This window comes from Undibacterium sp. GrIS 1.2, assembly GCF_040544435.1.
In the GTDB taxonomy this organism is placed as follows: domain Bacteria; phylum Pseudomonadota; class Gammaproteobacteria; order Burkholderiales; family Burkholderiaceae_D; genus Undibacterium.
In genome coordinates, this window is record NZ_JBEONP010000001.1 from 153760 (window position 1) to 177735 (window position 23976).

The following is a 23976-nucleotide window of genomic DNA, read 5'->3' on the forward strand; positions in this document are numbered from 1 at the left end:
GCAGTTTTACATCGGCATTTTTGCTCTATTGGTTTGGATATCGGGCAAAAAACCCTAATTTCAAGCATTTTTTAGGGGTTTTTACTTATTTTTCTTATTTAGCTTGTGCGACCGTCACCAGAGCTGGGCGCAATAACCGATCTGCGATGGTATAGCCTTTTTGCAATACAGTAACGACGGTGTTAGCGTCTTGCTCAGCTGGAACCATAGAGATTGCTTGATGCTTGTTTGGGTCTAACTTGTCACCAGTTACAGGGCTAATCTCAAGCAGGCGGTTTTTCTCAAACGCGGAGCTTAATTGCTTCAACGTCATTTCAACGCCCTCTTTTAATGAATCAATCGAAGGAGTTTCAATTTTGAGCGCCATTTCTAAGCTATCTTTGACTGGCACCATCGCCTCAGCAAAGCTCTCAATCGCAAATTTATGCGCCTTAGCAATATCCTCTTGGGCACGACGACGAATATTTTCGCCCTCTGCTTTTGCGCGCATAAACGCATCTTGCAACTCGGATACTTTTGCTTCTAGTTGAGCCAAGGTATCAACTACTGGCTCTTGTGCTGCAGCTGCGTCTTGAGGAATTTCTGACACAACGGATTCTTCAGGATTGGTCACTTCTGACGGTTTTTCTTGCTCTTGCATTGCTGATCTCCAAATCAATTACACATAGACAATTGATTTGGGGGGTATCCATGTCATTTCAAGGGGTATTAGCGAACTTTTTAAGCAAAACCCGGTCACTATCAACTTATAGTGCTAAAAAGTTAAGTTTTAAAATATATTTCGTTACAATTTCTACACAATTCGTTGCTGAAAAAATCAGCAAAATCTCCTACTATGAATTCAAGAGATAATTGCAAAAAATATTACTTTCTACGATGTCATCTCGGTATCGTATTTTTTATATCTGGAGGAAATTGTCATGAAACTCTCCATCGCTTCCATTATCGTTTTTGCTTACGCATTAGTGATAGTCGCTTGGATTTGTACTTCACAAGCTAACGTAATTTGATTCAATTTTGTAAACGTACAAATTAGATGTGGGGACGCAGATAAGCTTTTCCACATGAATCTGAGTGCGTTTGGCAGTAATAAACTTCTATAAATTACATACTCCCTGTAATTTATATAAAAACGCTCCTGTGCCATAGTAAATATATGGACGTCTTAAATATACTTACCATGAGTATATTTAAGATGTTGCTAAACATCCGCAATATCAACTCCCGTTCCGTTCAATAATCTTACCTGTCAATAATTTCAGACAGGTGAGGGCGAATCGTGCAATCACTCACACCAAATCCATCACGGAGAGCCATCTTCTATAATTGGCGACGGAAGTACCTAATTGACAATAATTTTATTAAAGTAGCGCCTAGATAGCGCTTAACACTACGAAATATAAAGCGAGTCGCGTAAAATCACGCTTTTAGGAAAAGGATATAAGCATGATTTTAGTAACTGGTGGGGCGGGATTTATTGGTGCCAATTTTGTACTCGATTGGCTAAAGCAATATGATGAGCCAGTAATCAATTACGACAAGCTGACTTACGCAGGCAATCTCAACAATCTCAAGGACTTGCAGCAAGATGCTCGTCACGTGTTTGTACAAGGTGATATTAATGACGGCGCCACATTATCGGCACTGTTAGACAAGTATCAGCCGAGAGCTATTTTGCATTTTGCTGCAGAAAGTCATGTCGATCGCTCTATTCTCGGACCTGCCGCCTTCGTCACAACGAATATTAACGGTACCTTCAGTCTGTTAGAGGCTACTCGCGCCTATTGGCAAAATCTAGCCGAGCCCGAAAAAGCTGCTTTCCGCTTTTTGCATGTATCGACCGATGAAGTCTATGGCACTTTAAGCGCAGAAGATCCGCCGTTTTCTGAGACTACGGCTTACGCTCCTAATAGCCCTTACTCGGCATCTAAAGCAGCATCAGATCATTTAGTACGTGCTTATCATCACACTTACGGTTTGCCTACGCTAACTACCAATTGCTCCAACAACTATGGTGCTTATCACTTCCCAGAGAAGCTAATCCCGTTAATTATTACCAATGCCCGTGCTGGTAAAGACCTGCCTGTGTATGGTGACGGTCAGCAAGTACGTGACTGGCTTTATGTTACAGACCATTGCGCGGCTATCCGTCGCGTATTGGCCGATGGGCGACTTGGAGAAACCTATAACGTCGGTGGCTGGAACGAGCAAAGCAATTTAAGCGTCGTTCACACTTTGTGCGATTTGCTGGATCAACTGCAACCAAAAGCCACTGGTAGTTACCGCGACCAAATCAAACACGTCAAAGACAGGCCTGGTCATGATCGTCGTTACGCGATCGATGCTCGCAAGATAGAAAAAGAGCTAGGCTGGAAGCCAGCAGAAACCTTTGAAACAGGTTTACGTAAAACTGTGGAATGGTATTTAGCCAATGACGAGTGGGTCAACCAAGTACAGTCAGGTGAGTATTTAAAATGGGTTGATTTGCAATACAAAAATGGTGCAGAGGTGGTCGCGTGAATCCAAGTTTGAGCAAACGTAAAGGCATCATTTTGGCGGGCGGTTCTGGAACCAGACTTTACCCGGTAACCCAGGCGGTCTCCAAGCAATTATTGCCGGTGTACGACAAACCAATGATCTACTACCCGCTGACCACGCTCATGCTCGCGGGCATTAGTGATATCTTGATTATCTCTACACCTCAGGATACGCCGCGCTTCCAGGAGTTATTGGGAGACGGATCGCAATGGGGTATCAGCCTGCAATATGCTATCCAACCTAGTCCTGACGGATTAGCGCAAGCATTTATTATTGGTAAAGAATTTGTCGGTAACTCACCCTCTGCCCTTATCCTTGGTGACAATATTTATTATGGCCATGATTTTGAAACTCAACTAAAACAAGCCGATAGCAATCAACATGGTGCGACCGTATTTGCCTACCACGTACATGACCCTGAACGCTATGGTGTAGTCGATTTTGATCAGCACCGGCAAGCCATCAGCATAGAAGAAAAACCGCTCAAACCGAAGTCTAACTATGCTGTCACCGGGCTATATTTTTATGACAATCAAGTCGTGGACATCGCAGCCAATATACAACCGTCGCACCGGGGCGAACTAGAAATCACCGATGTCAATAATGTTTACTTAAAGCAAGCGCAGCTTAAAGTGGAGTTAATGGGACGCGGCATGGCATGGCTAGATACCGGCACACATGAGTCTCTTTTAGAGGCAGGTCAATTTATCGCCACCATAGAAAAACGTCAGGGCCTGAAAGTCGCCTGTCCGGAAGAAATTGCTTACCGTCGCGGATATATTGACGATGCTCAATTAGAGAAGTTAGCGCAGCCACTCAAAAAGAATGAATATGGCCGCTACCTTTTGCAATTGCTCAATAATAAAGCGTACTAAACCCCAAAAAAATTAAGAAGAGATTATGAAAGTCACCCCAACTAATTTGCCTGAAGTAATGATCATTGAGCCGCGTGTATTTGGCGATGACCGTGGTTTCTTTTACGAGAGCTTTAACGCCAAAAAATTTGCAGAACTCACTGGTGTAGAAACAAATTTCGTACAAGACAATCACTCTATGTCGGCAAAAAACGTATTGCGCGGCATGCATTATCAGATCCAGCAAGCTCAAGGTAAATTAGTAAGGGTGATCTCTGGTGAAGTATTTGATGTTGCTGTTGATTTACGTAAAAGCTCACCACGCTTTGGGCAATGGACTGGCGTGACTTTATCAGCCGCGAATCAGCGTCAGTTATGGATACCACCAGGCTTTGCTCATGGTTTTGTCGTTACCAGCGATAAAGCAGAGTTCCTCTACAAAACAACCGATTATTGGGCGCCAGAGCATGAACGCTGTTTGCAATGGAATGATCCTGCGATTGGCATTCAATGGCCATTAGAGGACGAACCAGTGATGTCTGCCAAAGATCAAATAGGTAAGCTGCTCGTAGATGCAGAGGTATTTGCATGAGAATTTTACTGACAGGTAGCACTGGCCAGGTTGGAAACGCTTTACTAAGTACCTTGCAGCGCTTAGATCACAATGAAATCATTGCGCCGCAACGGGCTCAAATGGATTTAAGTAATCCAGATCAAGTTCGTCAGCTGATACAAGATATTAAGCCTGATTTAATCATTAATCCTGCTGCCTACACAGCGGTGGATAAGGCAGAAGCTGAAGCTAATCTCGCGCAGACGATTAATGGTGACATTCCGAGCATCATGGCAGAGGAAATCAAAAAAATAGGTGGAGCGCTGATTCACTATTCGACTGATTATGTATTTGACGGAAGCAAGCATGCAGAAGACGGCAGTCTAATTGCCTATACAGAGGAAGATCAGACAGCGCCTATCAATGTTTATGGCAAGACCAAACTTGCGGGCGAACAAGCAATCATTGCCAGCAATTGTAACCATTTGATTTTGCGTACCAGCTGGGTCTACTCCACGTTCGGTAAAAATTTCTTACTGACGATGTTGCGTTTAGCAAATGAACGCGAAGAATTAAAAATCGTCAACGATCAATGGGGTGCGCCGACTTGGGCTGGCTGGATTGCTCAAGCGACTACGGACATTGTCAGTCAATGGCAAACTGCCAGCATGTCTCAGGATTGGTGGAAGGAGTATGGAGGAACATATAATTTTACTTCAGGTGGCACTACAAACTGGTGTGGTTTCGCTCAAGAGATCATGCGACAAGCAGATGTTAAGAGATTGCTGAAAAAAAATGCTCCGGTTGTATTGGGCATACCTTCAACAGACTATCCAACACCAGCCAAACGCCCGGTTAATTCTATTTTATCAAGTGATAAATTAAGGGATAAATTCGGCATACAGCCACCAGCTTGGCAAGATGCACTGGCGGCTTGCCTAGAGCCTATTAACAATTAGGCACGCAGAATTTGACGTCCTGAATAGTTACTTAGTTTGCTTTATAGTCGGCATTGTCAGTGCTAACAAATACAAAATGACAGTGCCGAAAAAAGTTCGGTTTTCAATTTTTTTTGTTTTAAGCCCAGCTAATCGTTTTAGCTTTGACATAGCACCAAACTCAACCAAAAAATCAATCGCCTCGACACTGTGTTTTGGTATTGAGCCAAACCGGTATTTGAAACTTGCGGCTTGCTTCGCTGCGTTGTTAAGACTGTTTTTGGCAAGGGCATACTTTACCCTTGGAGAAAATAGTAAATCTCGATATCGTCTCTTTTTCGCTCCAACTTGATTGTTTTCGTGTTGGCGATAGAAGATCGTCGGATCGCTGATATGCGCCACTTTGCCAAAAGTGCTCGCTACCAAAATCAACCACCAATCATGCATTACTGCCTGCTCAGGCACAGGCAGCGCCAACTCTATAAGCTGTCGGTTAAACGCCATCGTGCATCCTGGAGCAACATTCGAGAAAAATATATTCTTGGCCGCTTTGTAGCCATCTGGCTTGATTTTTTGAGATTGAAAAAAAGATGCACTAATCGTGTTTAACTTACTATCGGTGACAGTCAGATCGGTGAATACTAAAGCAGGACTTGATCGATCTCCATCGCCCTCGATCTCAAGTAATTTTTTAATTGTTTTGTGTATTTTGTTGCTAAACCAAATATCGTCTTGATCTGACAGCATGATGTAATCTGCGGCCGAGTTCTTGATTGCATGGTTGAAATTACTAATGACACCGCGCTCTTCGTTTATCAGCAATCGTACATTGGGATGTTGTCTGGCGATCTCAGACACGATGGCCGCTGTGCCATCAGTTGACATATTGTCAGAGATTATAATGTCGCCCAATGAAAAATCCTTGAGCATAATCTCATTAGCCAAAATCGAAGCGATTTGATCGGAAATGTATTTTTCTCCGTTATAAGAAGCAAGCGCAATATCAATTTTCGGCATATTTCAAAAACTATAAAATGGTGTGGATTTTGGTAGAAAAGATGACCTACAGCAGCGAAATATTCTTCTTTCTCGCAACCGCTACCATAGCGACGGTAATAGAAATTTCAGTGATATAGAGACTTGCAATTAAGCCATTTGATTGGTACTGATAGGTCAGAAAAGTCGCGTACAAAGCATGTAATGGTCCCGCAATTAAGTATATTTTGCTGAGAATTTTGCTTTCGCCTAAAGCTAAAAACCGCCATTGAGACAAGATAGTCGCGATCGCAATAATCACAGGTAAAAACGCAAGTGATTTAAGGTAGAAGGCCGCAGGTAAAAAGGCCTTACCTAAATAGCGCTCTGCAATCGTTTCTGCAAAAAAGTACATCACGAAACCACAAAAAAACTCCAGGCCGACGAGTAAAATTGCTCCACTCTTAATCAACGCCTTTGACTCTTCTGCTTTACGTGGGTCCTGGCTTAACGCGGCAATCCTTGGGAATAAAGCGGATGCAATCGGTTGTATAAACCCTTGTGCAGCGATACGAATTTTATCTGTTGCTGCAAAATAAGCAACCTGATCAGTACCAGCAAAAATCTTCAATAAAACAATATTAATTGTTGTGTAAAAACTCGTAGATATATTCGACAAAAATACTGGCCATCCCTCTTTTAACAGGGTTTTAATGCTACTGAGACTGACCTTAGTTTCTATAAAAATATTCTTAGAGTAAATATAGTAAAAAGAAAATATCGCAGCAATTACACCAGGAATGTTTTGTAAAATAGCGGCAATGACGACATCATCAGTATTTTTTACAAAGATAAAAAATAGTGGCAAGGGAATGATACGGGATGCACCTGTAATTAGCGCCAGAACCCGCATTTTTTCTAAACCTTGAAACAACCAAGTTGGAAAAAGTGCATTCCCTATCACGCCGAGGAAGCAAGCAAATATAAGCGCAGTATTCTCGCGAATATCATAAAAACAAGTAATCAGAACTAGCAAAAATATCGCCGAGGCACCTGCGAGTAATAGTTTGATCGCAATAGTATTTGCAACGACTGAGGAAATATTTTTATTATCACTATTATTAATAGCGATTAATCTAGTTGCAGTAATCCCAAAGCCATAATCTGTGATGAGAATAAAATATTGGATTATCGATTGAGTAAAACCAAGCGCCGCATAATTGCTAACGTTTAAGGTTCTAGTTAAATAAGGTAGTGTGATGAGTGGAGCAAGATAAATCACCGCCTGGACCAAGATTAAATAAAATATGTTTTTTGTAATGCCGGTCATTTATTTTGAACTGTAAGGGGGATGATTTTTTAGTTCGACTTGCGCGAATTGTTACAAAAATGCAATTGAGAAAGACATTACAACGTACGACAAAGAGATGCAACGCTGTTAGACCAATTTTTCATAAGATCTGAGTAAATCTAAGTTAAGCACATGCAATACAACACTCGGTCTAATATTGGGTTCAATAATTGGTCTGATAACTCGCCTGATCGCTGTCCCATTCATTTCCAGCAAGTGTAGCGTAACTCCGTTGCGCGACCAGATAGATCTGCGGTCCAAAGCGCCACTATTAATGGTTCAGGCCTCGGCTTGTTTGGCTACCGCAAATTACAACTATCGGGTCATACAGTTCCGACTATGAGAAGTGTTACATAAGTCCTATTATTACAAATAACCATCGCAATTAAGTTTTGATTTGTATCACCGGATCAAAAATACTCTACAAAGGATGCAAGAGCATATGATCCATGTCGCCATCATCAGCCACGGACACGAAAAATTACTGATCGCCAGTCAGCTTGGCGGTTTACTGCATAGCACACACAGCGACGATGGCATTAAAGTTTGGATCAAAGACAACCGACCCAGCGCAGAACTACAAATTTATTGTTCGCATTATGAGATTAGTTATACAGACTCAAAACCGAACTTGGGTTTTGGCGAAAATAATAACTTCTTATTTAAAAAGGTAAGTGCAGAGTTCGGCATTCAACCCGGCGACTACTTTATTGTGATGAATCCTGATCTAAGTACTACGCCGGAAACAATTCGTGCACTGGTAACACAAATGAAAAAGGATGACTGCGTAATCGCCAGCATTAACTTGTTCAAAGATGCTGAGCACAAGCTAACGGACGCCAATATCCGCCACTTTCCGACTTACAAGTCCTTGCTAAAAATCATGATGGCAAAGTCGCTGACCCAGCATTACGATAAAAACTCCATCATGCAAGCTTCTTATGTTGACTGGGCATCAGGCGCTTTTCTGGCTTTTGACGCAGCGCATTACAATCAATTAGATGGTTTTAATCAAGCCTACTTTATGTATTTTGAAGACGTTGATATTTGCTACCGGTCTCAAAAAATAGTAGGTAAAGGCGTCTTGTACTACCCTCAATTTAAGGCGATTCATCTGGCAGCACATAAAAATCGCCAGCTTATTTCTAAGCATGCCTATTGGTTTATTTCTAGCTTCTTGAAATTTTTATCTCGACGCTACTTTGTCTATTCCCGACAAAAACCGGTAGCCAGCTTACCCTTGGCGAAATAAGCAATATGAGAAGAACTATTTTGCTGACTGGTGCGACTGGCTTCGTGGGACGGAGACTCGCAGATCAACTACAACAACAAGGTGAGGAACTGATTTGCGTTAGTCGCCAAGCACAAGCGACTACCAGCGCAAATACGCTTACTCGCTATGAAAGCATCCCTGACTTAAGTGCAGAGACCGACTGGACAAAACTGTTATCAGGATTAACGCATGTTATCCACTGTGCCGCGAGAGTCCATGTGATGAATGAAACTGCAACTGATCACTTGGCGCTGTTTCGCCAAGTCAATGTAGATGCGACTATCAATCTTGCACGTCAGGCTGCGAACGCCGGAGTAAAACAGTTTATCTTTATCAGTTCAGTCAAAGTTAATGGCGAACATACCACCAATAATCAAGCTTTCACCGAGGATAGCAAACCCCAACCAGAAGATGCTTATGGTATTTCGAAATACGAAGCAGAGCTTGCCCTGCTGGCTTTGGGACGTGAAACTGGAATGGCAATTACCATCATACGTCCGCCACTAGTATATGGCCCCGGGGTCAAAGCTAATTTCCTCAGTATGCTGAATTGGGTACAGAAAGGTGTTCCACTACCGCTCGCCAGCATAGACAACCGACGCAGCTTTGTGTATTTAGATAATCTGGTCAGTCTGATTCTGGCGTGTATTGATCACCCGAAAGCAGAGCAACAAGTATTTTTAGTCTCCGATGGACAGGATTTATCGACTGCGCAGCTATTACAATGCTGTGCAAAAGCATTACATGTACAGTCCAGACTTTGGCCTTTTCCGCCTAAGTTGCTACTGTATGCTGCTAGTTTAGCGGGTAAAAAATCAGTCGCAGAACGCTTGTGCCAGTCTCTTCAAGTTGATATTTCGAAAGCACGGCTTTTGTTGGGCTGGACTCCTCCGTTCACCACGCAACAGGGCTTACAAGCAACGGCGGATGCCATTAAAAATAGTAAATCAAAAGGATAAACTTTGAAACGTGTATTTGATCTCAGTCTCGCTCTCGTTGCGGCATGCATATTGCTGCTTCCGGTGGCAATCGTCGCCATCTGCGTAAGACTGACTTCACCCGGACCTGTTGTGTATTGGTCTGACAGAGTCGGTCGGTACAATAAAATTTTTAAAATGCCTAAATTTCGCAGTATGCGTATTGATACTCCTGCTGTAGCAACCCATTTGCTTGGCAACCCCGATCAGTATTTGACACCGATTGGCTCTTTTCTCAGAAAATCGAGTCTGGATGAATTGCCACAATTATGGAGCATACTCAAAGGCGATATGAGCTTTGTTGGTCCTCGTCCCGCGCTTTATAATCAAGACGATTTAATCGCCTTACGCTCGGCAAAGCAAGTAGACACTATCCTGCCGGGGCTTACCGGCTGGGCGCAAATCAATGGGCGTGATGAATTACCAATACCTGACAAAGTAGAATTGGATGTGTACTATCTGCGGCACCAGTCATTTATCCTAGATATGCGGATTCTGTTTTTGACTTTTTTTAAAGTCATCAAACGTGACGGTGTGACACATTAAACCAATTAAAAAAAGAAAAATAAAAGAACCCCACATGCAATCTCTTCTCGCGCTTCCCCGCTTAAAAAAACAAGCTATTGCCGCGCTGGCAGATGCACTCTGTTTACCGCTGACGTTTGTGATGGCGATTTGGCTCCGTTATGACGGATTGACTTTTGACGTACTCTCCCATTACGCCATACTCATCATTGCGGTTCCACTCATCTCTATCCCGATTTTTATTCGTATTGGCTTATACCGCGCAGTGATCCGTTATCTGGATCAAAAAATTATTTATATCGTCGTGCTTGGTGTGACGATGTCAGTTTTATTTCTGGCATTTATTAGTGTGATGACGCATATCATGGCTTTATCACGTGCGGTATTTGGGATTTATTGGGCTGGGGCGATTTTATATGTCGGCGCTAGTCGCTTATTGGCACGCTCGTATTTATTGGGTGTGAATCGCAATGAGAATGCGATCAACGTCGCAATCTATGGTGCAGGCAAAGCGGGTGTGCAATTGGCGACCGCATTACGGTCTGGTGATGAATATATCTGTGTCGCTTTTATTGATGATAATCCGAGTAAAAAAGCGTCTTTGATTGCAGGCATTAAAGTAAGTAGTTCAAGTGAATTACACAAACTAATTCCGCAACACCAGATCAAAGAAATTTTATTGGCGATGCCCTCCATTTCTAAAACCAGACAAAAGCAAATTCTCGATGATCTAGAACAATACAAACTCAAAATTAAAGTCACGCCCTCAATAAAAAGTTTGGTTAATGGCGAACTACGGGTACAAGATGTGCGAGAAGTCGGGATTGAAGATTTACTCGGTCGTGATGCGGTAGAGCCCAATCCAAGTTTACTGGCAACCTGCATCACGAATAAAAATGTCCTAGTCAGCGGTGCCGGCGGCTCCATTGGTTCAGAATTATGTCGCCAGATTTTAAATCAGAAACCAGCACAACTCATCCTGCTAGAGATGTCGGAATACGCACTCTACGCGATAGAGCAAGAGCTCAGTAATTTACGCACAGAAATGGCTCTGCAATGCGAGATACTGCCCTTTTTAGGCTCAGTCAACGATAGTGCCAAACTGGACAGAATTTTTCATACCTACGAGATAGATACGGTCTATCATGCAGCAGCTTACAAACATGTACCCTTAGTTGAGCATAATCCTATTGAAGGCATTCGTAACAATGTGTTCGGATCGTTAACTCTGGCAAGCGCTGCAATCAAGGCCAAAGTCAGTAATTTTGTGCTGATCTCTACGGACAAAGCAGTACGCCCGACCAACGTCATGGGTGCGACTAAACGCCTAGCAGAATTAATCTTGCAAGCCTTTGCCCGGGAACAAAATCACACTCGTTTTTGTATGGTGCGCTTTGGCAATGTACTCGGCTCTTCCGGCTCGGTAGTTCCGCTGTTTCGCCGACAAATCATGCAAGGCGGGCCGATCACGCTGACACATCCAGAGATCACCCGCTACTTCATGACGATCCCAGAAGCAGCGCAATTGGTATTACAGGCAGGTGCGATGACAGCAGATGGCGGCGGAGATGTCTTCGTGCTGGACATGGGCGAGCCAGTCCGTATCATCGATCTGGCACGACGCATGGTGCATTTAAGCGGCTTAGAAATAAAAAGTGACGCGACACCAGAAGGCACCATAGAAATCCATCACGTGGGCTTACGTCCCGGCGAAAAATTATATGAAGAATTACTCATCGGAGACAATGTAGAAGGTACCAGCCACCCGTTAATTATGCGGGCACAAGAAAAAGAAATCCCGTGGGCAGAACTGCAAGTTTTATTGCAAGAATTAGATGCAGCATGTAACGCATTTGATTATCAAAAAGTACGTACTATCTTGCTAAAAACAGTGGCAGAATACGAGCCACAATGCGGTATTGAAGATTTTCTATGGCAAGCACAGCAAGCCAGCAAACCCAATAATTCAGCGACTGAAGTTGCTACCACAGCTAATATCACTAACGTAACAGATATCACTAATTAATTGACTCAATAAATAGGAAGCCACATGTCCCTACTCTCCCCCAGCATTTTTAAAGCCTACGACATTCGCGGTATTATTGATAAAACCTTGGATGCCGATGTCGCTTACTTAATTGGCCAGGCCTTCGGCAGCGCGGCGCTTGCCAAAGGTGAACAAACCGTTGTGATTGGTCGTGATGGGCGTTTGTCCGGGCCTGATTTAATTAAAGCACTTGCCAGCGGCCTGCAAGCTACCGGTGTCAACGTGATTGATCTTGGCATCGTCGCCACGCCGATGGTGTATTTCGGCACCAATACCTTGGGCGCAGCATCCGGCATTATGGTCACCGGCAGCCACAATCCACCGGACTACAATGGCTTCAAAATGGTGCTGGCAGGCGAAGCGATTTATGGCGATGCGATCCAGTCACTGTATCAAGCGATTGTCAATAAAGATTTCAGGCAAGGTAGCGGCAGTTATAAAACACATGACATTAAAGCGGCTTACTTAGAACGCATCATCAGCGATGTCAAACTAGCGCGTCCGATCAAGATCGTGATTGATTGCGGTAACGGCGTGGCTGGTGCTTTTGCAGGCGATCTGTATCGTGGCATGGGATGTGAAGTCACTGAATTATTTTGTGAAGTCGATGGTAACTTCCCTAATCATCACCCTGATCCGGCACACCCGGAGAATCTGCAAGATTTGATACGTGCTTTGCAAAGCGGCGATGCGGAAATCGGTCTGGCATATGACGGCGACGGCGATCGTCTTGGCGTCGTCACCAAAGACGGACAAATTATTTACCCTGATCGTCAGTTAATGCTGTTCGCAGAAGACGTATTGACCCGCAATCCCGGCGCACAAATTTTGTATGACGTTAAATGTACCAGGCATATTTCCGCCTGGGTCAAAGCCCGTGGTGGTGTACCGCTAATGTGGAAAACCGGTCATTCATTGGTCAAAGCAAAACTACGCGAAACCGGATCACCACTCGGCGGCGAAATGAGTGGGCACGTTTTCTTTAAAGACCGCTGGTATGGTTTTGATGACGGCATGTACGCTGGTGCGCGTTTGTTGGAAATTCTCAGCAAAGTCAGCGATATGACTGCAACATTAAATAGTTTGCCACAATCGGACAGCACGCCAGAATTACAATTACAACTCGAAGAAGGTGAGAACTTTGCCATCATCGCGCAAATGCAAAAGAATGCCGATTTCCCAGGCGCTGATGAAATTATTACGATTGACGGCTTGCGCGTAGAGTACCCAGATGGTTTTGGTCTGGCCCGCTCGTCCAACACAACCCCCGTCATCGTGATGCGGTTTGAGGCAGAGAATCCGGCAGCTTTGGCACGTATTCAAGCCGCGCTGAAACAAGCAGTACTGGCAGTAAAACCTGATGCACAATTACCGTATTAAATAAAAATTTTGGATGAAAATAGGATTTACATAAGTTTTGCGTAGATCCTAAAAATCCAGCGTAATTTAAAGTAACTACAACAGAGATTTGCAATAGCCAAAAGATATACTCCAACCTGTATATTTTATTGTCCAGAGAATACCTGGACAATAAAGGGTTTTTTATAAAAAATAGGGGGAATATGTGAATAAAAAGCGAATTACAAGCGAATTACAAGCGAACAGTCAGCGAACTTCAAGCAGAAAATCGATGCGATGTAGTGGTGTAAATTTCCATCAAACCTAGCTCACGGAATCTCACTCAAATTCACACTAAGTCATATCAACTCAGCCTAGTCATCTATCATCTGTCATCTATTAAGTAAGTAAATTCGTTTCGTGAAAATCCTCCTCATCCGCGTCTCTTCGCTAGGCGATGTACTGCACAATATGCCGATTGTGAACGACCTGCTGCGCCACTTTCCCGAAGCACAAATTGATTGGGTGGTAGAAGAAGCCTATGTACATCTGGTGAAACTCAATCCCGGCGTGCGGCAGATATTCGCCTTCGCATTACGACGCTGGCGCAAAAGCTTATTCACCAGCCAGACAAGGCAAGAAATTAAACATTTTTTCACCCAACTACGCGAACAAGAATACGACCTCGTGCTCGACACGCAAGGTTTGCTCAAGACCGGCATCATCATGGGTATGGCACGTATCACGTCAACTGGCAAAAAAATAGGCTTAGCCAATGGCACAGAGGGTTCGGGCTACGAAGGTATTTCAAGGATTTTTCATACAGACAGCGTAGCTGTCGACCGTCATACACACGCTGTCTTACGTGGTCGTTTAGTCGCGGCTTATGCCGGTGGATATACAGTGGATACGCCTGCCTGTTTTGGCCTCAATAAACTCTATACAGAATCTCAGCCGCGTCCGGCATGGATGCCCTCCAAACCTTATGCGGTGTTCTTTCACGGTACCGCTGGAGCGTCCAAAAAATGGCCGCAAGATCATTGGGTTCAACTCGCGGCAAGCTTACAATCTAGCGACTTAGCAATTCTGCTGCCTTGGGGCAGCACCGCTGAAAAAGCCGAGGCTGAGCAAATGGCATCGCGCATACCCGACGCGATTACCTTACCAAAACTCTCTATGCAAGATGCCACCGTCCTGGCACAGGCTGCACGTATCGCCATCGGTGTTGATACTGGCTTAACTCACATCGCAGCAGCTTACGAGACACCAACCATAGAAATTTATTGTGATTCTCCTCGTTGGAAAACCGAGGGAAATTGGTCAGATAAGATTATTAATCTTGGGGATCAGGGTGCACCAGCTAGTGTGATAGAGGTACAAGAAGCGATTCAAAAACTATTATCTCCTGTCATTACCGACTAAGACAATATCAACAAGGCGATTCATCGAACCCCAACGCATGCAAGATATTCTGATACCCAATAATCCAAAGGTCACCGTCATCATTGTTAATTGGAACGGTGGTGATTTATTGCTTCGCTGCCTCAGTGATTTGCTTGTGCAGACTTACGCGCCACATGAAGTGATCGTGATCGATAACGCCAGCACAGATGGATCGGGGCAAGCCGCTGCAACGCGATTCCCGCAGATACGTGTGATTGATGCAGGTAGTAATTTAGGATTTGCAGCGGGAAATAATCTGGCAGTCAGCTTAGCCAGTAAAGAAAGTACCTGGATTGCTTTGCTTAATCCTGATGCTTTCCCTGAGCCAAACTGGTTGCAAGCATTGGTCAGTGCTGCAATCGGTAATCCGCAGTTTGCGATATTTGGCAGTCGTCTGATGGATGCCAATTCAAAGACTTTACTTGATGGTGTTGGTGATACTTATCATATGAGCGGGCTGGCATGGCGCGAAGCTCATGGCAAAGTATTGCAAGCAACGATGTTAGAGCCAAAAGAAATTTTTTCGACTTGTGCCGCCGCAGGCTTATATCGACGCGACATATTCGATCAAATCGGAGGATTTGACGAAGACTATTTTTGCTATATGGAAGACGTAGATCTTGGTTTTCGCTACCAGTTGCTCGGCCATCGATGTCTATACGTGCCTGATTCAGTTGCGAACCATGTCGGCTCAGCGCTGACGGGAAAACGCAGCGACTTCTCTATTTATCACGGTCATCGCAATCTGGTATGGACCTTTGTCAAGAATATGCCCGGCGTCTTGTTTTGGCTTTTACTACCACTACATTTGCTACTTAATCTGGCCAGCATTCTTTATTTTGCAAGGCACGGCAAAGGTAAAGTTATCCGTAAAGCGAAATTCGATGCCATCAAGGGGTTGCCGCATGTCTGGCGAAAACGTCAGTTAATTCAAGCGAATCGCCACACCAGTATTGCCAGGCTATGGGGCTTAATGAACAAAAATGTCACCGTTGATCGATATTAAATACAGTTAATCTCAATACAAGCTACTCTCCGGATAAAACGTAGCTGATCCGTCCATCGGCAAATTATGCAATAAGAGTGCCACTCGAATCCCAAGCAGGATATAGTTTTAAGGTATATTCCAGCATCACTATTATTCCAAACGAGGACATTCCTCCTCGCTCCTGATGACATCCAACCGTAAAAATCTTGATGGCTTTGCCGTCGCCACCATGATATTGCTCTGCATTTGCTGGGGCTTACAGCAAGTAGCGGTGAAAATCGCTGTCCCCATTATCAGTCCCAGCATGCAATTAGGCTTGCGTTCTGGCCTGGCGGCAGTATTGGTTCTTTGCCTCATTCTGGTAAGGCGAATTCCATTTTCTGTACGCGATGGTAGTTTTTTACCGGGGATGCTGGCGGGCAGTTTGTTTGCCGCTGAGTTTATGTGTATCTCGATAGGTTTGAATTACACCTCAGCCTCTCATATGTCAGTTTTTTTATATACTGCACCGATTTTTACTGTGATTGGTTTGCACTGGCTGATTCCCTCGGAACGTATGCAGGCTAGCCAATGGCTAGGGATCATATCTGCGTTTGCGGGTGTTGCGATCGCGTTTTCTGCGGCATTTCAAACTAACTCGCATGCGCTGAACGATATGTTGATCGGTGATGCTTTCGGTATCGCTGGCGGCATCTTGTGGGCGGCAACTACGGTAGCGATCCGTCGCTCTAAGCTATCAGAGGCGCAACCGACTACAACGTTGCTATATCAGTTGTTGGGAGCGGCAGTCCTACTGCTACTGTTCTCTGCGCTTAAAGGTGAGTTTCAGGCGGAGAAATTCTACCCGCAAGACTGGGGGATCAGCATCTGGCTAAACCTCTTTTTTCAAACCATTAGTATCGCTTTTGCCAGCTATCTAACCTGGTTTTGGCTGTTGCGCCGCTATCTGGCATCTCGTTTGTCGGTGTTCTCATTTTTAACTCCGCTATTTGGCGTAGCGGCTGGCGTGCTGTTATTAGATGACCCTATTAGTCCGCGCTTTGTGCTGGGTGCAATACTGGTGTTAGTCGGCATTGTGTTGGTCAATTTTCGCCGAAACTGATACCCTGCTGCTATGCGTCTTTTATATTCTTTTGTCTGGTGTTTATCTCTTCCGATCGTCTTATTACGACTCTGGGTAAGAGGCCGCCAAGAGCCTGGTTATCGCCAGCATATTGCTGAACGTCTCGGGTTTTATTCCAGCTATCGTCATCAAAAAACAATCTGGGTACACGCGGTATCTGCTGGCGAAACTCGTGCCGCAGAACCATTAGTGCGTGCTTTGCTACGACATTACCCACAACATCATCTTATTCTCAGTCATATGACGCCAACAGGTCGTGCCACCGGCGCGATTTTGTTTGCCGATATTGCCGACCGGATTACGCAAGTGTTTGTGCCGTATGACATTAGTTTTATCGTCCAGCGATTCTTAAAGCACTACTCCCCTTCTCTATGCGCATTGATAGAGACCGAAGTCTGGCCGAATCTGGTCGCCCAATGCAAGCAAGCTGGCGTACCAGTTGCGCTAGTCAATGCGCGGCTTTCAGAAAAATCCTTGAAGAAAGCTTTAAAACTCTCTTCTCTGATTTTGCCAGCGGCACAAGCTATTACTTGCGTTGCCGCGCAATCAGGGCCAGATGCAGCACGTTTAAAAATGCTGGGAGTAAGTAATTTATCTGTTACCGGCAATATGAAATTTGATGTGACGCCGCCAGATCATATGGCCGAGAATGGTGCGAGATTGCGTCATTGGCTAGGCGACCGCCAAATTTTTCTCTGTGCGAGCACCCGTGATGGTGAGGAAGAACTCTTACTCAAAGCCTTCGTCGCCAATAGACGACGCGACAAATCCAATACCTTACTCGTGATCACGCCACGCCACCCGCAACGTTTTGATCAGGTCGGCACCATGCTGACGCAGCATGGTCTTAGTTTTGTCCGCCGGTCCAGCATGGATTTAACGATTCAAGAAAATCCCTTATCCGCCTCAGTGGATGTAGTGCTAGGCGATAGTATGGGTGAAATGTATATGTATTACGCCGCTTGTGATCTGGCCTTTGTTGGCGGTAGCCTGGTCAATCTAGGTGGCCACAATTTAATTGAAGCCTGCGCCATGGCAAAACCCGTGCTAACAGGTCCATACACTTTTAATTTTTCAGAAATTACCGAACAGGCCATCGCCGCAAAAGCAGCGCAACGTGTAGCAAATTCTGAAGATTTATTTCAACAAGCTTGGGCATTATTAGATCAACCCAATACTCTCAACAGAATGGGACAAAACGCCCATGCTTTTTTCATGCAGCATCAGGGTGCGACTAATAGAACCATGACGATGCTAGAAAATTTTATCAACATTAGCTAAACCCTCTGTGGCTATGTTCACAATACTAGCTTTGCCACGTTGCACCTCATCGATCATTGCGACCACTGTATAAAGCGAAAGTTTTTCTGAGGTCTATAATTGAGCTAAGGCTCTTTATCAAGGCGCTATAACGCCATACTACGCTCAAGCGTATTTTCAGCTATTTATAACGATTTACCAGACGATAAGGAATTTTCTTATCGTCCAGACAATTACCTCCTCAATAATCAAACCATCGGTTATCGCCATCAACGAACGGATTAGCAATCAAATGAACGCCAACGACAAAATACTCGGTATTACAGAAATGCCACCGCAAGAAATCTCCTTAGATGTATTGCTAGAAAAATATGCCAAAGGTGATGAGGCCACAATTCTTGAGGTACAACAACGTGTAGCCAAAGCACTTGCCGTAGTTGAAGGCGCAGATTTCCATGGCTACTATGAAGAAAAATTCTTATGGGCGCAGCAAAATGGCTTTGTGCCTGCTGGCCGCATTAACTCCGCTGCGGGTATGGATTTGCATGCCACATTGATCAATTGCTTCGTACAACCAGTCGGCGATTCCGTATCTAGCACCACCAACGGCAAGCCCGGCATTTATACCGCCTTATCAGACGCAGCAGAAACCATGCGTCGCGGTGGCGGCGTTGGTTATGATTTCTCAACGATACGTCCAAAAGATGCATTGGTACGTGGCACCCGTTCGCGCGCGTCGGGGCCGGTGTCGTTTATGCAGGTGTTCAATGCCTCTTGCTCCACAGTAGAATCCGCCGGTGCACGCCGTGGTGCGCAGATGGGCGTGTTACGTGGAGATCATCCCGACATTCTGGAATTTATCCGCTCCAAGGATAAAGGCGGCTTAACTAATTTCAATATCTCCATTGGTGTCACAGATGAATTTATGGAGGCCGTTGCCAAAGACAGCGACTACTGTTTAGTACATAAAGCCGAACCCGGCGAAGAAAAAAAACAAGCTGGTGCTTACCAGCGCGAAGACGGCATCTGGGTCTACCAGACCTTACGCGCCCGCGCCTTGTGGGATGAAGTGATGCGCTCTACTTACGATCATGCAGAGCCAGGGATACTATTTTTATCACGGATGAATACAGAAAATAATCTGTACTATTGCGAGAAGATTGAAGCAACTAATCCTTGTGCAGAACAGCCGCTGCCAGACTATGGTTGCTGCTGCCTGGGTTCAATCAACCTGACTAAATTTGTGGCGGCACCTTTTACTGATGCAGTCAGCTTTGACTACGACAAATTTAAATCCGTCGTCAGCATCGCTATCCGTATGCTGGATAACGTACTTGAGGCGACCGCCTGGCCGCTACCGCAACAACAGGCAGAGGCACAATCCAAGCGCCGCATCGGCCTTGGCTATTTAGGAGTTGGCAGTACGCTGGTGATGATGGGCCTGCGTTACGATTCTGATGAAGGTCGTACGGTCGCACAAAAAATTTCTGAAGTGATGCGTGATGCAGCCTATCTGGCATCGGCAGAACTTGCCAAAGAAAAAGGCATGTTCCCGCTATTTGATAACGACAAATATCTATCTGGTTTATTCGCTAAACGCCTGCCAAAAAACCTGCGCACCATCATCGCAAAAAATGGTCTGCGTAATTCTCACCTGCTATCGATTGCGCCAACAGGCACTATTACTTTAGCCTTTGCCGACAATGCATCCAACGGAATTGAGCCAGCATTCTCTTGGGTTTATAACCGTAAAAAACGCATGGCAGATGGTGAGAGCAAAATCTATGAAGTCGCCGACCACGCCTGGCGTATGTATCGTCACTTAGGCAATGATGTCAGCGACGATAGCAAATTACCAGAGCAGTTTGTGACCGCGCTCAATATGTCAGCAACCGACCATATGAAGATGCTGCAAGTGGTGCAACCATTTATCGACTCATCGATCTCCAAAACGGTGAATGTACCAGCAGATTATCCGTATGAAGATTTTCAAAATTTGTATATGGATGCCTGGCGCGCAGGACTAAAAGGTCTTGCTACTTATCGTCCCAACAGTATTTTAGGCAGCGTTTTATCGGTCTCAACAGAACCGGCAGCACCGCAAGTAGCAGCAATTCCAGACGATGATTTGCTACGCAAACAGTTCGATGGTCGTCCATTCGGCGATCTTGAATCGGTCACATCCAAAGTGCAATACATGACTTATGAAGGTAAAAAAACCGTCTACCTGACAGTCAGCTTTATCCACCTGCAAGGCATGATTGGTGGTGAGCGGGTCACCATCGAACGTCCATTTGAATTCTTCATGCCAGCAGGTCAAAAGAACGACGGTCAGCAATGGATATCCGCCAGCATGCGCCTGCTATCCATGGCAGCCCGCTCCGGCGGCTCCATCGCAAAAGCATTGGCGGATATGCGTGAAGTTGTCTGGGATAAAGGTACGGTTCGCTGTGGCACCATCACCAAAGAAGACGGCACACAAGCGCCGCTGTTCCACGAATCAGAAGTAGCAGCAATCGGCTATTCACTACAACGCATCTTGATCAAACGCGGCTTTATCGACGCCGCTGGCAATCAGATTCCCGTCACAGTGCTGGCCGAACAGTTCCGTAATAAAAGCCTGGCCTACGGCATGGACGACCTTGCCTATGAAGGTGAATCAGCACCGATCAACTATGTCGCCACTGGAAAAAAATGTCCCGACTGTGGCGCATACGCGCTGCAAAAAATCGATGGGTGCAGTCGTTGCGTTTCATGCGGATATGTAGGGGCTTGCGGGTAATTCGACAATTATTGGCGCAATTCAATGTGTGGGTTCGGGCATAAAGCTGGACTAACTATTTGAATCTAATGCCAAAGCAATTTATGATTTAAAAAAATAGGGTCCGTTGTTAAAACGGACCCTATTTTCGTTCGACGTATAGCTCTATTTTCATTTTTTAGCTAAATTAAAACTCACACCAGCTTTGTGATTTGCAAGAGTTCATGAGCACTTCTTTCTCCTACCCCCATCTCGCAATAGTAGCCAAACTATTCACCAACAGCAGAGTATGGCTTGCACGTAACCCAAAGAATCTAGTCTTTGAACCACTTGCGAATTCCAGCCCCAATTTTCTGTCCTATTTTGTATGACCTCGAAACATTGTGCTTTTTAGGCGTCAATATTTCAAACACCCGCGATTGTACTGGGACTCCTTCTGCAATGACAAAGTCCGCTCGCAAACCCAAGAACTCACCACCATCCTGCTTTGTCGTGAACGTACCGTAAATTTGGGGTGGTTGTGGAGCAATGTATCGGGTAGTGCTACTCCACTTTTGCTGCATTATGGAAGTCGATGCGCCAGGAGGTAAATAATTAATTTCAGCAGTTTTGTATTTTGATAATACTGGTTTCATATGCGTATCATCCAGTCCGAATCTACTTGGTCCAACTATTTCATAAATATCTAAACGCAAATTCCACAAGGACGCATCTCCGAGGTTTTCGACTGTGAAATCATAGGTGTTGAGTACTTCTCCTGGTCGCAGAAAGATTCTTAGTCCTTGATAATTGGTGATGCTCATTCGAATATTCCCATCACAAAAGGCCGCACGACAGTTCGTAGGCGAAATTGTCCATTCGTTGTTGATGATTAAAGACTAAATGTAACGAAACCGCTTGCCATTGAAAAGTCTTTTGTCTCCCTATCCGGATACACAGAAAAACTTCACAACAAAAAAAGATAGTTGAACACACTCAATCATCCGCACTCCAAGTCTTTGGTTTTAAAAGAATCTATTTTCGACAAAGGGAAATCATGTAAATTTCCGATGAAAGTTGTAGTTTATGTCTCCTAAGCTTTTAACCACCACTACTCGTCCGATTTTGGCTTTCTGGTGCCGCTACAAAATCGTTTGGCAGCAGCCTTATCTTTTGACTCAACCTGGGCCTCAAGTTCGCCAAGTTTTCCCATAACCAATTTATTTCTACGATATTTCTTCATAAGACCTGCAAGCTTTTCGTCGGTACCTGAGCAAGACTGACAAATGTACCAATCAATATCGGCTTGCCGTTCATTGTCATAACCTGGCTCGCCGCGCCAATGATCGCAAGATTCACGCTCAGCTAGAAAGACAGTAACGTCTTTAGGAAATTCTGGTGGTACTGCCCATACTGAAAGATGTGCGAGCCCGACCAGAAGAAAAATATAAATCAATTTCATTTGTAGCCTCATAGTCGTCTCTGTCGTCATTAGCCAACGCTTCAGCGTATTTCAGCGGGATGCCACAATTTATGAGCGGTACAACTTTAACTTGGACTTAGCCCATAGATTTGCATGTTGCATCAAACATCCCGAAGTTCTTGCGTAGGATCGCGGCGTCCATCGATAGTTGATCACCAAAGACGCAGTAGTAGACGCTGAATACAAGTAGAGCACCATCCGGCTCATTAAGTATTCTATTTAATGTGAAGAAACGCTTAATTTCCCACTATAAATGACGAGAATTACCATGACGATGGTGGATACTAATTTATCGTAAGCTGAGGAGTAATTAGCGTTAATCTCTTCAAAAAACGTCTGGCGTTTTTTCTTTCAGCGTTGCTCTATTCAAAAAGTTTTGATTAGATTCGACTTTGATTTTACCTTTAGATATCAATTGCTGCTAAGCTAATGTTGGAAGATTGATATTAAATTTAGTTGTTTATCTCGTCAAACTTACCCAACTAGCGGCCGATACACCATGACGGCAAATTGATAGCTACTTGAGGTTTTTATTGATTTACTTAGTAAGGCCTTTTTTCAGGAAAATAAAGAAATGAATTCATTCAGCGACCTGTCACCCATACTTATTCCAATCACAGCTCTGCTTATTCCGATCGTCAGTATCATTGCCTGGGTCGTTTTGAAAATTACACGTCTACATTTATTACATGAGACCGTGCGCCATTTAAGTGAGCATGGACAACCAATTCCGCCTGAACTTTTAAGTAAAATAGTTAACGACAAATCTTCTTAACTGCGGATAGTTATACGCGTGATTTAGGTCCGAATTTCAGTCTGAAAGTGACGCGGTGTGTGGGTGGCAAATTCGTTTTATCACCGCATATCGCTCGATTGATCAATGTGGTATTTTCCCAAGTAGCCAAAATGCTTAGGTACGCAGGAGCAAAGTCTTACTTTGTGCGCAGTACCCACATTGCAATAACAGGTGCGTCGTCAGGTTTTGGATCTCATCCTATATGCTTAATGTTGCTTGGCATATGGACCCAGAGGTGCATACGTTCTTCATACACTGAAACGCTGGGTCCCGGAAAAGAGGGTTCAGCAAAAGCGCCTACAGGTATTGCGACCGCCTCAGGGTAGGCATCTAAGGTGTAGTACACGGTCGCACCGCAGACCGGGCAGAACCTGAATGTGCATTTCGTTCCTTCGTCTCCGATACGAACATATTCTGTGCTTGCACCAACGACCGTGACCGCCTCTTTTGCAAACCGTGCTTGCGCAGCGAACACGCTGCCAGTGCGGCGCTGACACGCCAGACAGTGGCACACAGATACGCCCAAGGGTTCGCTGGCGACATGCGCTTGCAACTGCCCACAGCCGCAGGAGGCAATTCGAGAAGATTGCGGAGATATAGGATGCATTTCTGAGTCACCTGATTCAAATAAAGTGAAAGATTTGCCTAGCTTGGCAGATCATCCGCCTATCCTGGCAATCCGTTCGTACCAGTTAAAAACCACCAAAATTACTCGGTCTTATTAAAAATCGTCTTAGTACACTAGAAATAGCTCACGTATGGAAAAAACCTATG

Annotated in this window: 20 protein-coding genes; 14 read left to right on the forward strand and 6 right to left on the reverse strand. The window is 44.7% G+C overall.

The window, feature by feature from the left end:
• Nucleotides 1-94: 94 nt before the first annotated feature.
• Nucleotides 95-640, reverse strand: a complete 546-nt coding sequence (gene grpE / locus AAKU61_RS00665; protein WP_354328806.1) for a nucleotide exchange factor GrpE — start codon at nt 638-640, stop codon at nt 95-97.
• Between the two features lie 806 nt (nt 641-1446).
• Between grpE and rfbB the strand changes: the two genes are divergently transcribed.
• Genes rfbB through rfbD form a run of 4 tightly spaced genes read left to right on the forward strand, consistent with a single transcriptional unit; the run spans nt 1447 to nt 4904 of the window.
• Nucleotides 1447-2520: a dTDP-glucose 4,6-dehydratase gene (gene rfbB, locus AAKU61_RS00670; protein ID WP_354328807.1), complete on the forward strand. Its 1074-nt coding sequence runs from the start codon at nt 1447-1449 to the stop codon at nt 2518-2520.
• On the forward strand, nt 2517-3413 hold the full coding sequence (rfbA, locus tag AAKU61_RS00675) for a glucose-1-phosphate thymidylyltransferase RfbA (protein WP_354328808.1): 897 nt from the start codon (nt 2517-2519) through the stop codon (nt 3411-3413). Before rfbB ends, rfbA begins: the two co-directional genes overlap by 4 nt.
• Before the next feature lie 25 nt (nt 3414-3438).
• Complete coding sequence (gene rfbC / locus AAKU61_RS00680) at nt 3439-3984, forward strand: dTDP-4-dehydrorhamnose 3,5-epimerase (protein WP_354328809.1); 546 nt, start codon at nt 3439-3441, stop codon at nt 3982-3984.
• Nucleotides 3981-4904 carry a dTDP-4-dehydrorhamnose reductase gene (gene rfbD / locus AAKU61_RS00685; protein ID WP_354328810.1) on the forward strand — a complete coding sequence of 308 codons (924 nt, stop codon included), beginning with the start codon at nt 3981-3983 and terminating at the stop codon, nt 4902-4904. Before rfbC ends, rfbD begins: the two co-directional genes overlap by 4 nt.
• A 27-nt stretch (nt 4905-4931) precedes the next feature.
• On the opposite strand, the gene AAKU61_RS00690 is transcribed toward rfbD, so the two are convergent.
• Both AAKU61_RS00690 and AAKU61_RS00695 read right to left on the reverse strand, forming a co-directional pair.
• Complete coding sequence (locus tag AAKU61_RS00690) at nt 4932-5900, reverse strand: glycosyltransferase family 2 protein (RefSeq protein ID WP_354328811.1); 969 nt, start codon at nt 5898-5900, stop codon at nt 4932-4934.
• Nucleotides 5901-5946: 46 nt separating this feature from the next.
• Nucleotides 5947-7188, reverse strand: coding sequence for a flippase (locus tag AAKU61_RS00695; RefSeq protein WP_354328812.1), 1242 nt, complete (start codon nt 7186-7188; stop codon nt 5947-5949).
• A 451-nt stretch (nt 7189-7639) separates the two neighbouring features.
• On the opposite strand from AAKU61_RS00695, the gene AAKU61_RS00700 reads away from it, so the two are divergent.
• From AAKU61_RS00700 to AAKU61_RS00745, 10 genes are all read left to right on the forward strand, one after another.
• Nucleotides 7640-8461, forward strand: a complete 822-nt coding sequence (locus AAKU61_RS00700; RefSeq protein WP_354328813.1) for a glycosyltransferase — start codon at nt 7640-7642, stop codon at nt 8459-8461.
• Between the two features lie 5 nt (nt 8462-8466).
• Nucleotides 8467-9441 carry a UDP-glucose 4-epimerase family protein gene (locus AAKU61_RS00705; RefSeq protein ID WP_354328814.1) on the forward strand — a complete coding sequence of 325 codons (975 nt, stop codon included), beginning with the start codon at nt 8467-8469 and terminating at the stop codon, nt 9439-9441.
• 3 nt (nt 9442-9444) lie between these two features.
• Nucleotides 9445-10005, forward strand: coding sequence for a sugar transferase (locus AAKU61_RS00710; RefSeq protein WP_354328815.1), 561 nt, complete (start codon nt 9445-9447; stop codon nt 10003-10005).
• Between the two features lie 34 nt (nt 10006-10039).
• Nucleotides 10040-12010: a polysaccharide biosynthesis protein gene (locus AAKU61_RS00715; protein WP_354328816.1), complete on the forward strand. Its 1971-nt coding sequence runs from the start codon at nt 10040-10042 to the stop codon at nt 12008-12010.
• 24 nt (nt 12011-12034) lie between these two features.
• Nucleotides 12035-13411, forward strand: a complete 1377-nt coding sequence (locus tag AAKU61_RS00720) for a phosphomannomutase/phosphoglucomutase (RefSeq protein ID WP_354328817.1) — start codon at nt 12035-12037, stop codon at nt 13409-13411.
• 378 nt (nt 13412-13789) lie between these two features.
• On the forward strand, nt 13790-14791 hold the full coding sequence (waaC, locus tag AAKU61_RS00725; RefSeq protein WP_354328818.1) for a lipopolysaccharide heptosyltransferase I: 1002 nt from the start codon (nt 13790-13792) through the stop codon (nt 14789-14791).
• Nucleotides 14792-14828: 37 nt separating this feature from the next.
• Nucleotides 14829-15818: a glycosyltransferase family 2 protein gene (locus AAKU61_RS00730; protein WP_354328819.1), complete on the forward strand. Its 990-nt coding sequence runs from the start codon at nt 14829-14831 to the stop codon at nt 15816-15818.
• 166 nt (nt 15819-15984) lie between these two features.
• On the forward strand, nt 15985-16902 hold the full coding sequence (locus tag AAKU61_RS00735) for a DMT family transporter (RefSeq protein WP_354328820.1): 918 nt from the start codon (nt 15985-15987) through the stop codon (nt 16900-16902).
• A gap of 12 nt (nt 16903-16914) precedes the next feature.
• Nucleotides 16915-18204, forward strand: a complete 1290-nt coding sequence (gene waaA / locus AAKU61_RS00740; RefSeq protein ID WP_354328821.1) for a lipid IV(A) 3-deoxy-D-manno-octulosonic acid transferase — start codon at nt 16915-16917, stop codon at nt 18202-18204.
• A 271-nt stretch (nt 18205-18475) separates the two neighbouring features.
• Nucleotides 18476-20965 carry an adenosylcobalamin-dependent ribonucleoside-diphosphate reductase gene (locus tag AAKU61_RS00745; protein WP_354328822.1) on the forward strand — a complete coding sequence of 830 codons (2490 nt, stop codon included), beginning with the start codon at nt 18476-18478 and terminating at the stop codon, nt 20963-20965.
• Between the two features lie 293 nt (nt 20966-21258).
• Here AAKU61_RS00745 and AAKU61_RS00750 read toward each other — a convergent pair whose 3' ends face one another.
• The 3 genes from AAKU61_RS00750 to AAKU61_RS00760 all read right to left on the reverse strand — a co-directional run bounded on the left by AAKU61_RS00750 (nt 21259) and on the right by AAKU61_RS00760 (nt 23809).
• Nucleotides 21259-21747, reverse strand: a complete 489-nt coding sequence (locus AAKU61_RS00750; RefSeq protein ID WP_354328823.1) for a hypothetical protein — start codon at nt 21745-21747, stop codon at nt 21259-21261.
• Nucleotides 21748-22034: 287 nt separating this feature from the next.
• Nucleotides 22035-22385 carry a hypothetical protein gene (locus AAKU61_RS00755; protein ID WP_354328824.1) on the reverse strand — a complete coding sequence of 117 codons (351 nt, stop codon included), beginning with the start codon at nt 22383-22385 and terminating at the stop codon, nt 22035-22037.
• Between the two features lie 1010 nt (nt 22386-23395).
• The gene (locus tag AAKU61_RS00760; protein ID WP_354328825.1) at nt 23396-23809 is read right to left on the reverse strand and encodes a GFA family protein; all 414 of its coding nucleotides are present in this window, start codon (nt 23807-23809) and stop codon (nt 23396-23398) included.
• Between the last annotated feature and the right edge of the window lie 167 nt (nt 23810-23976).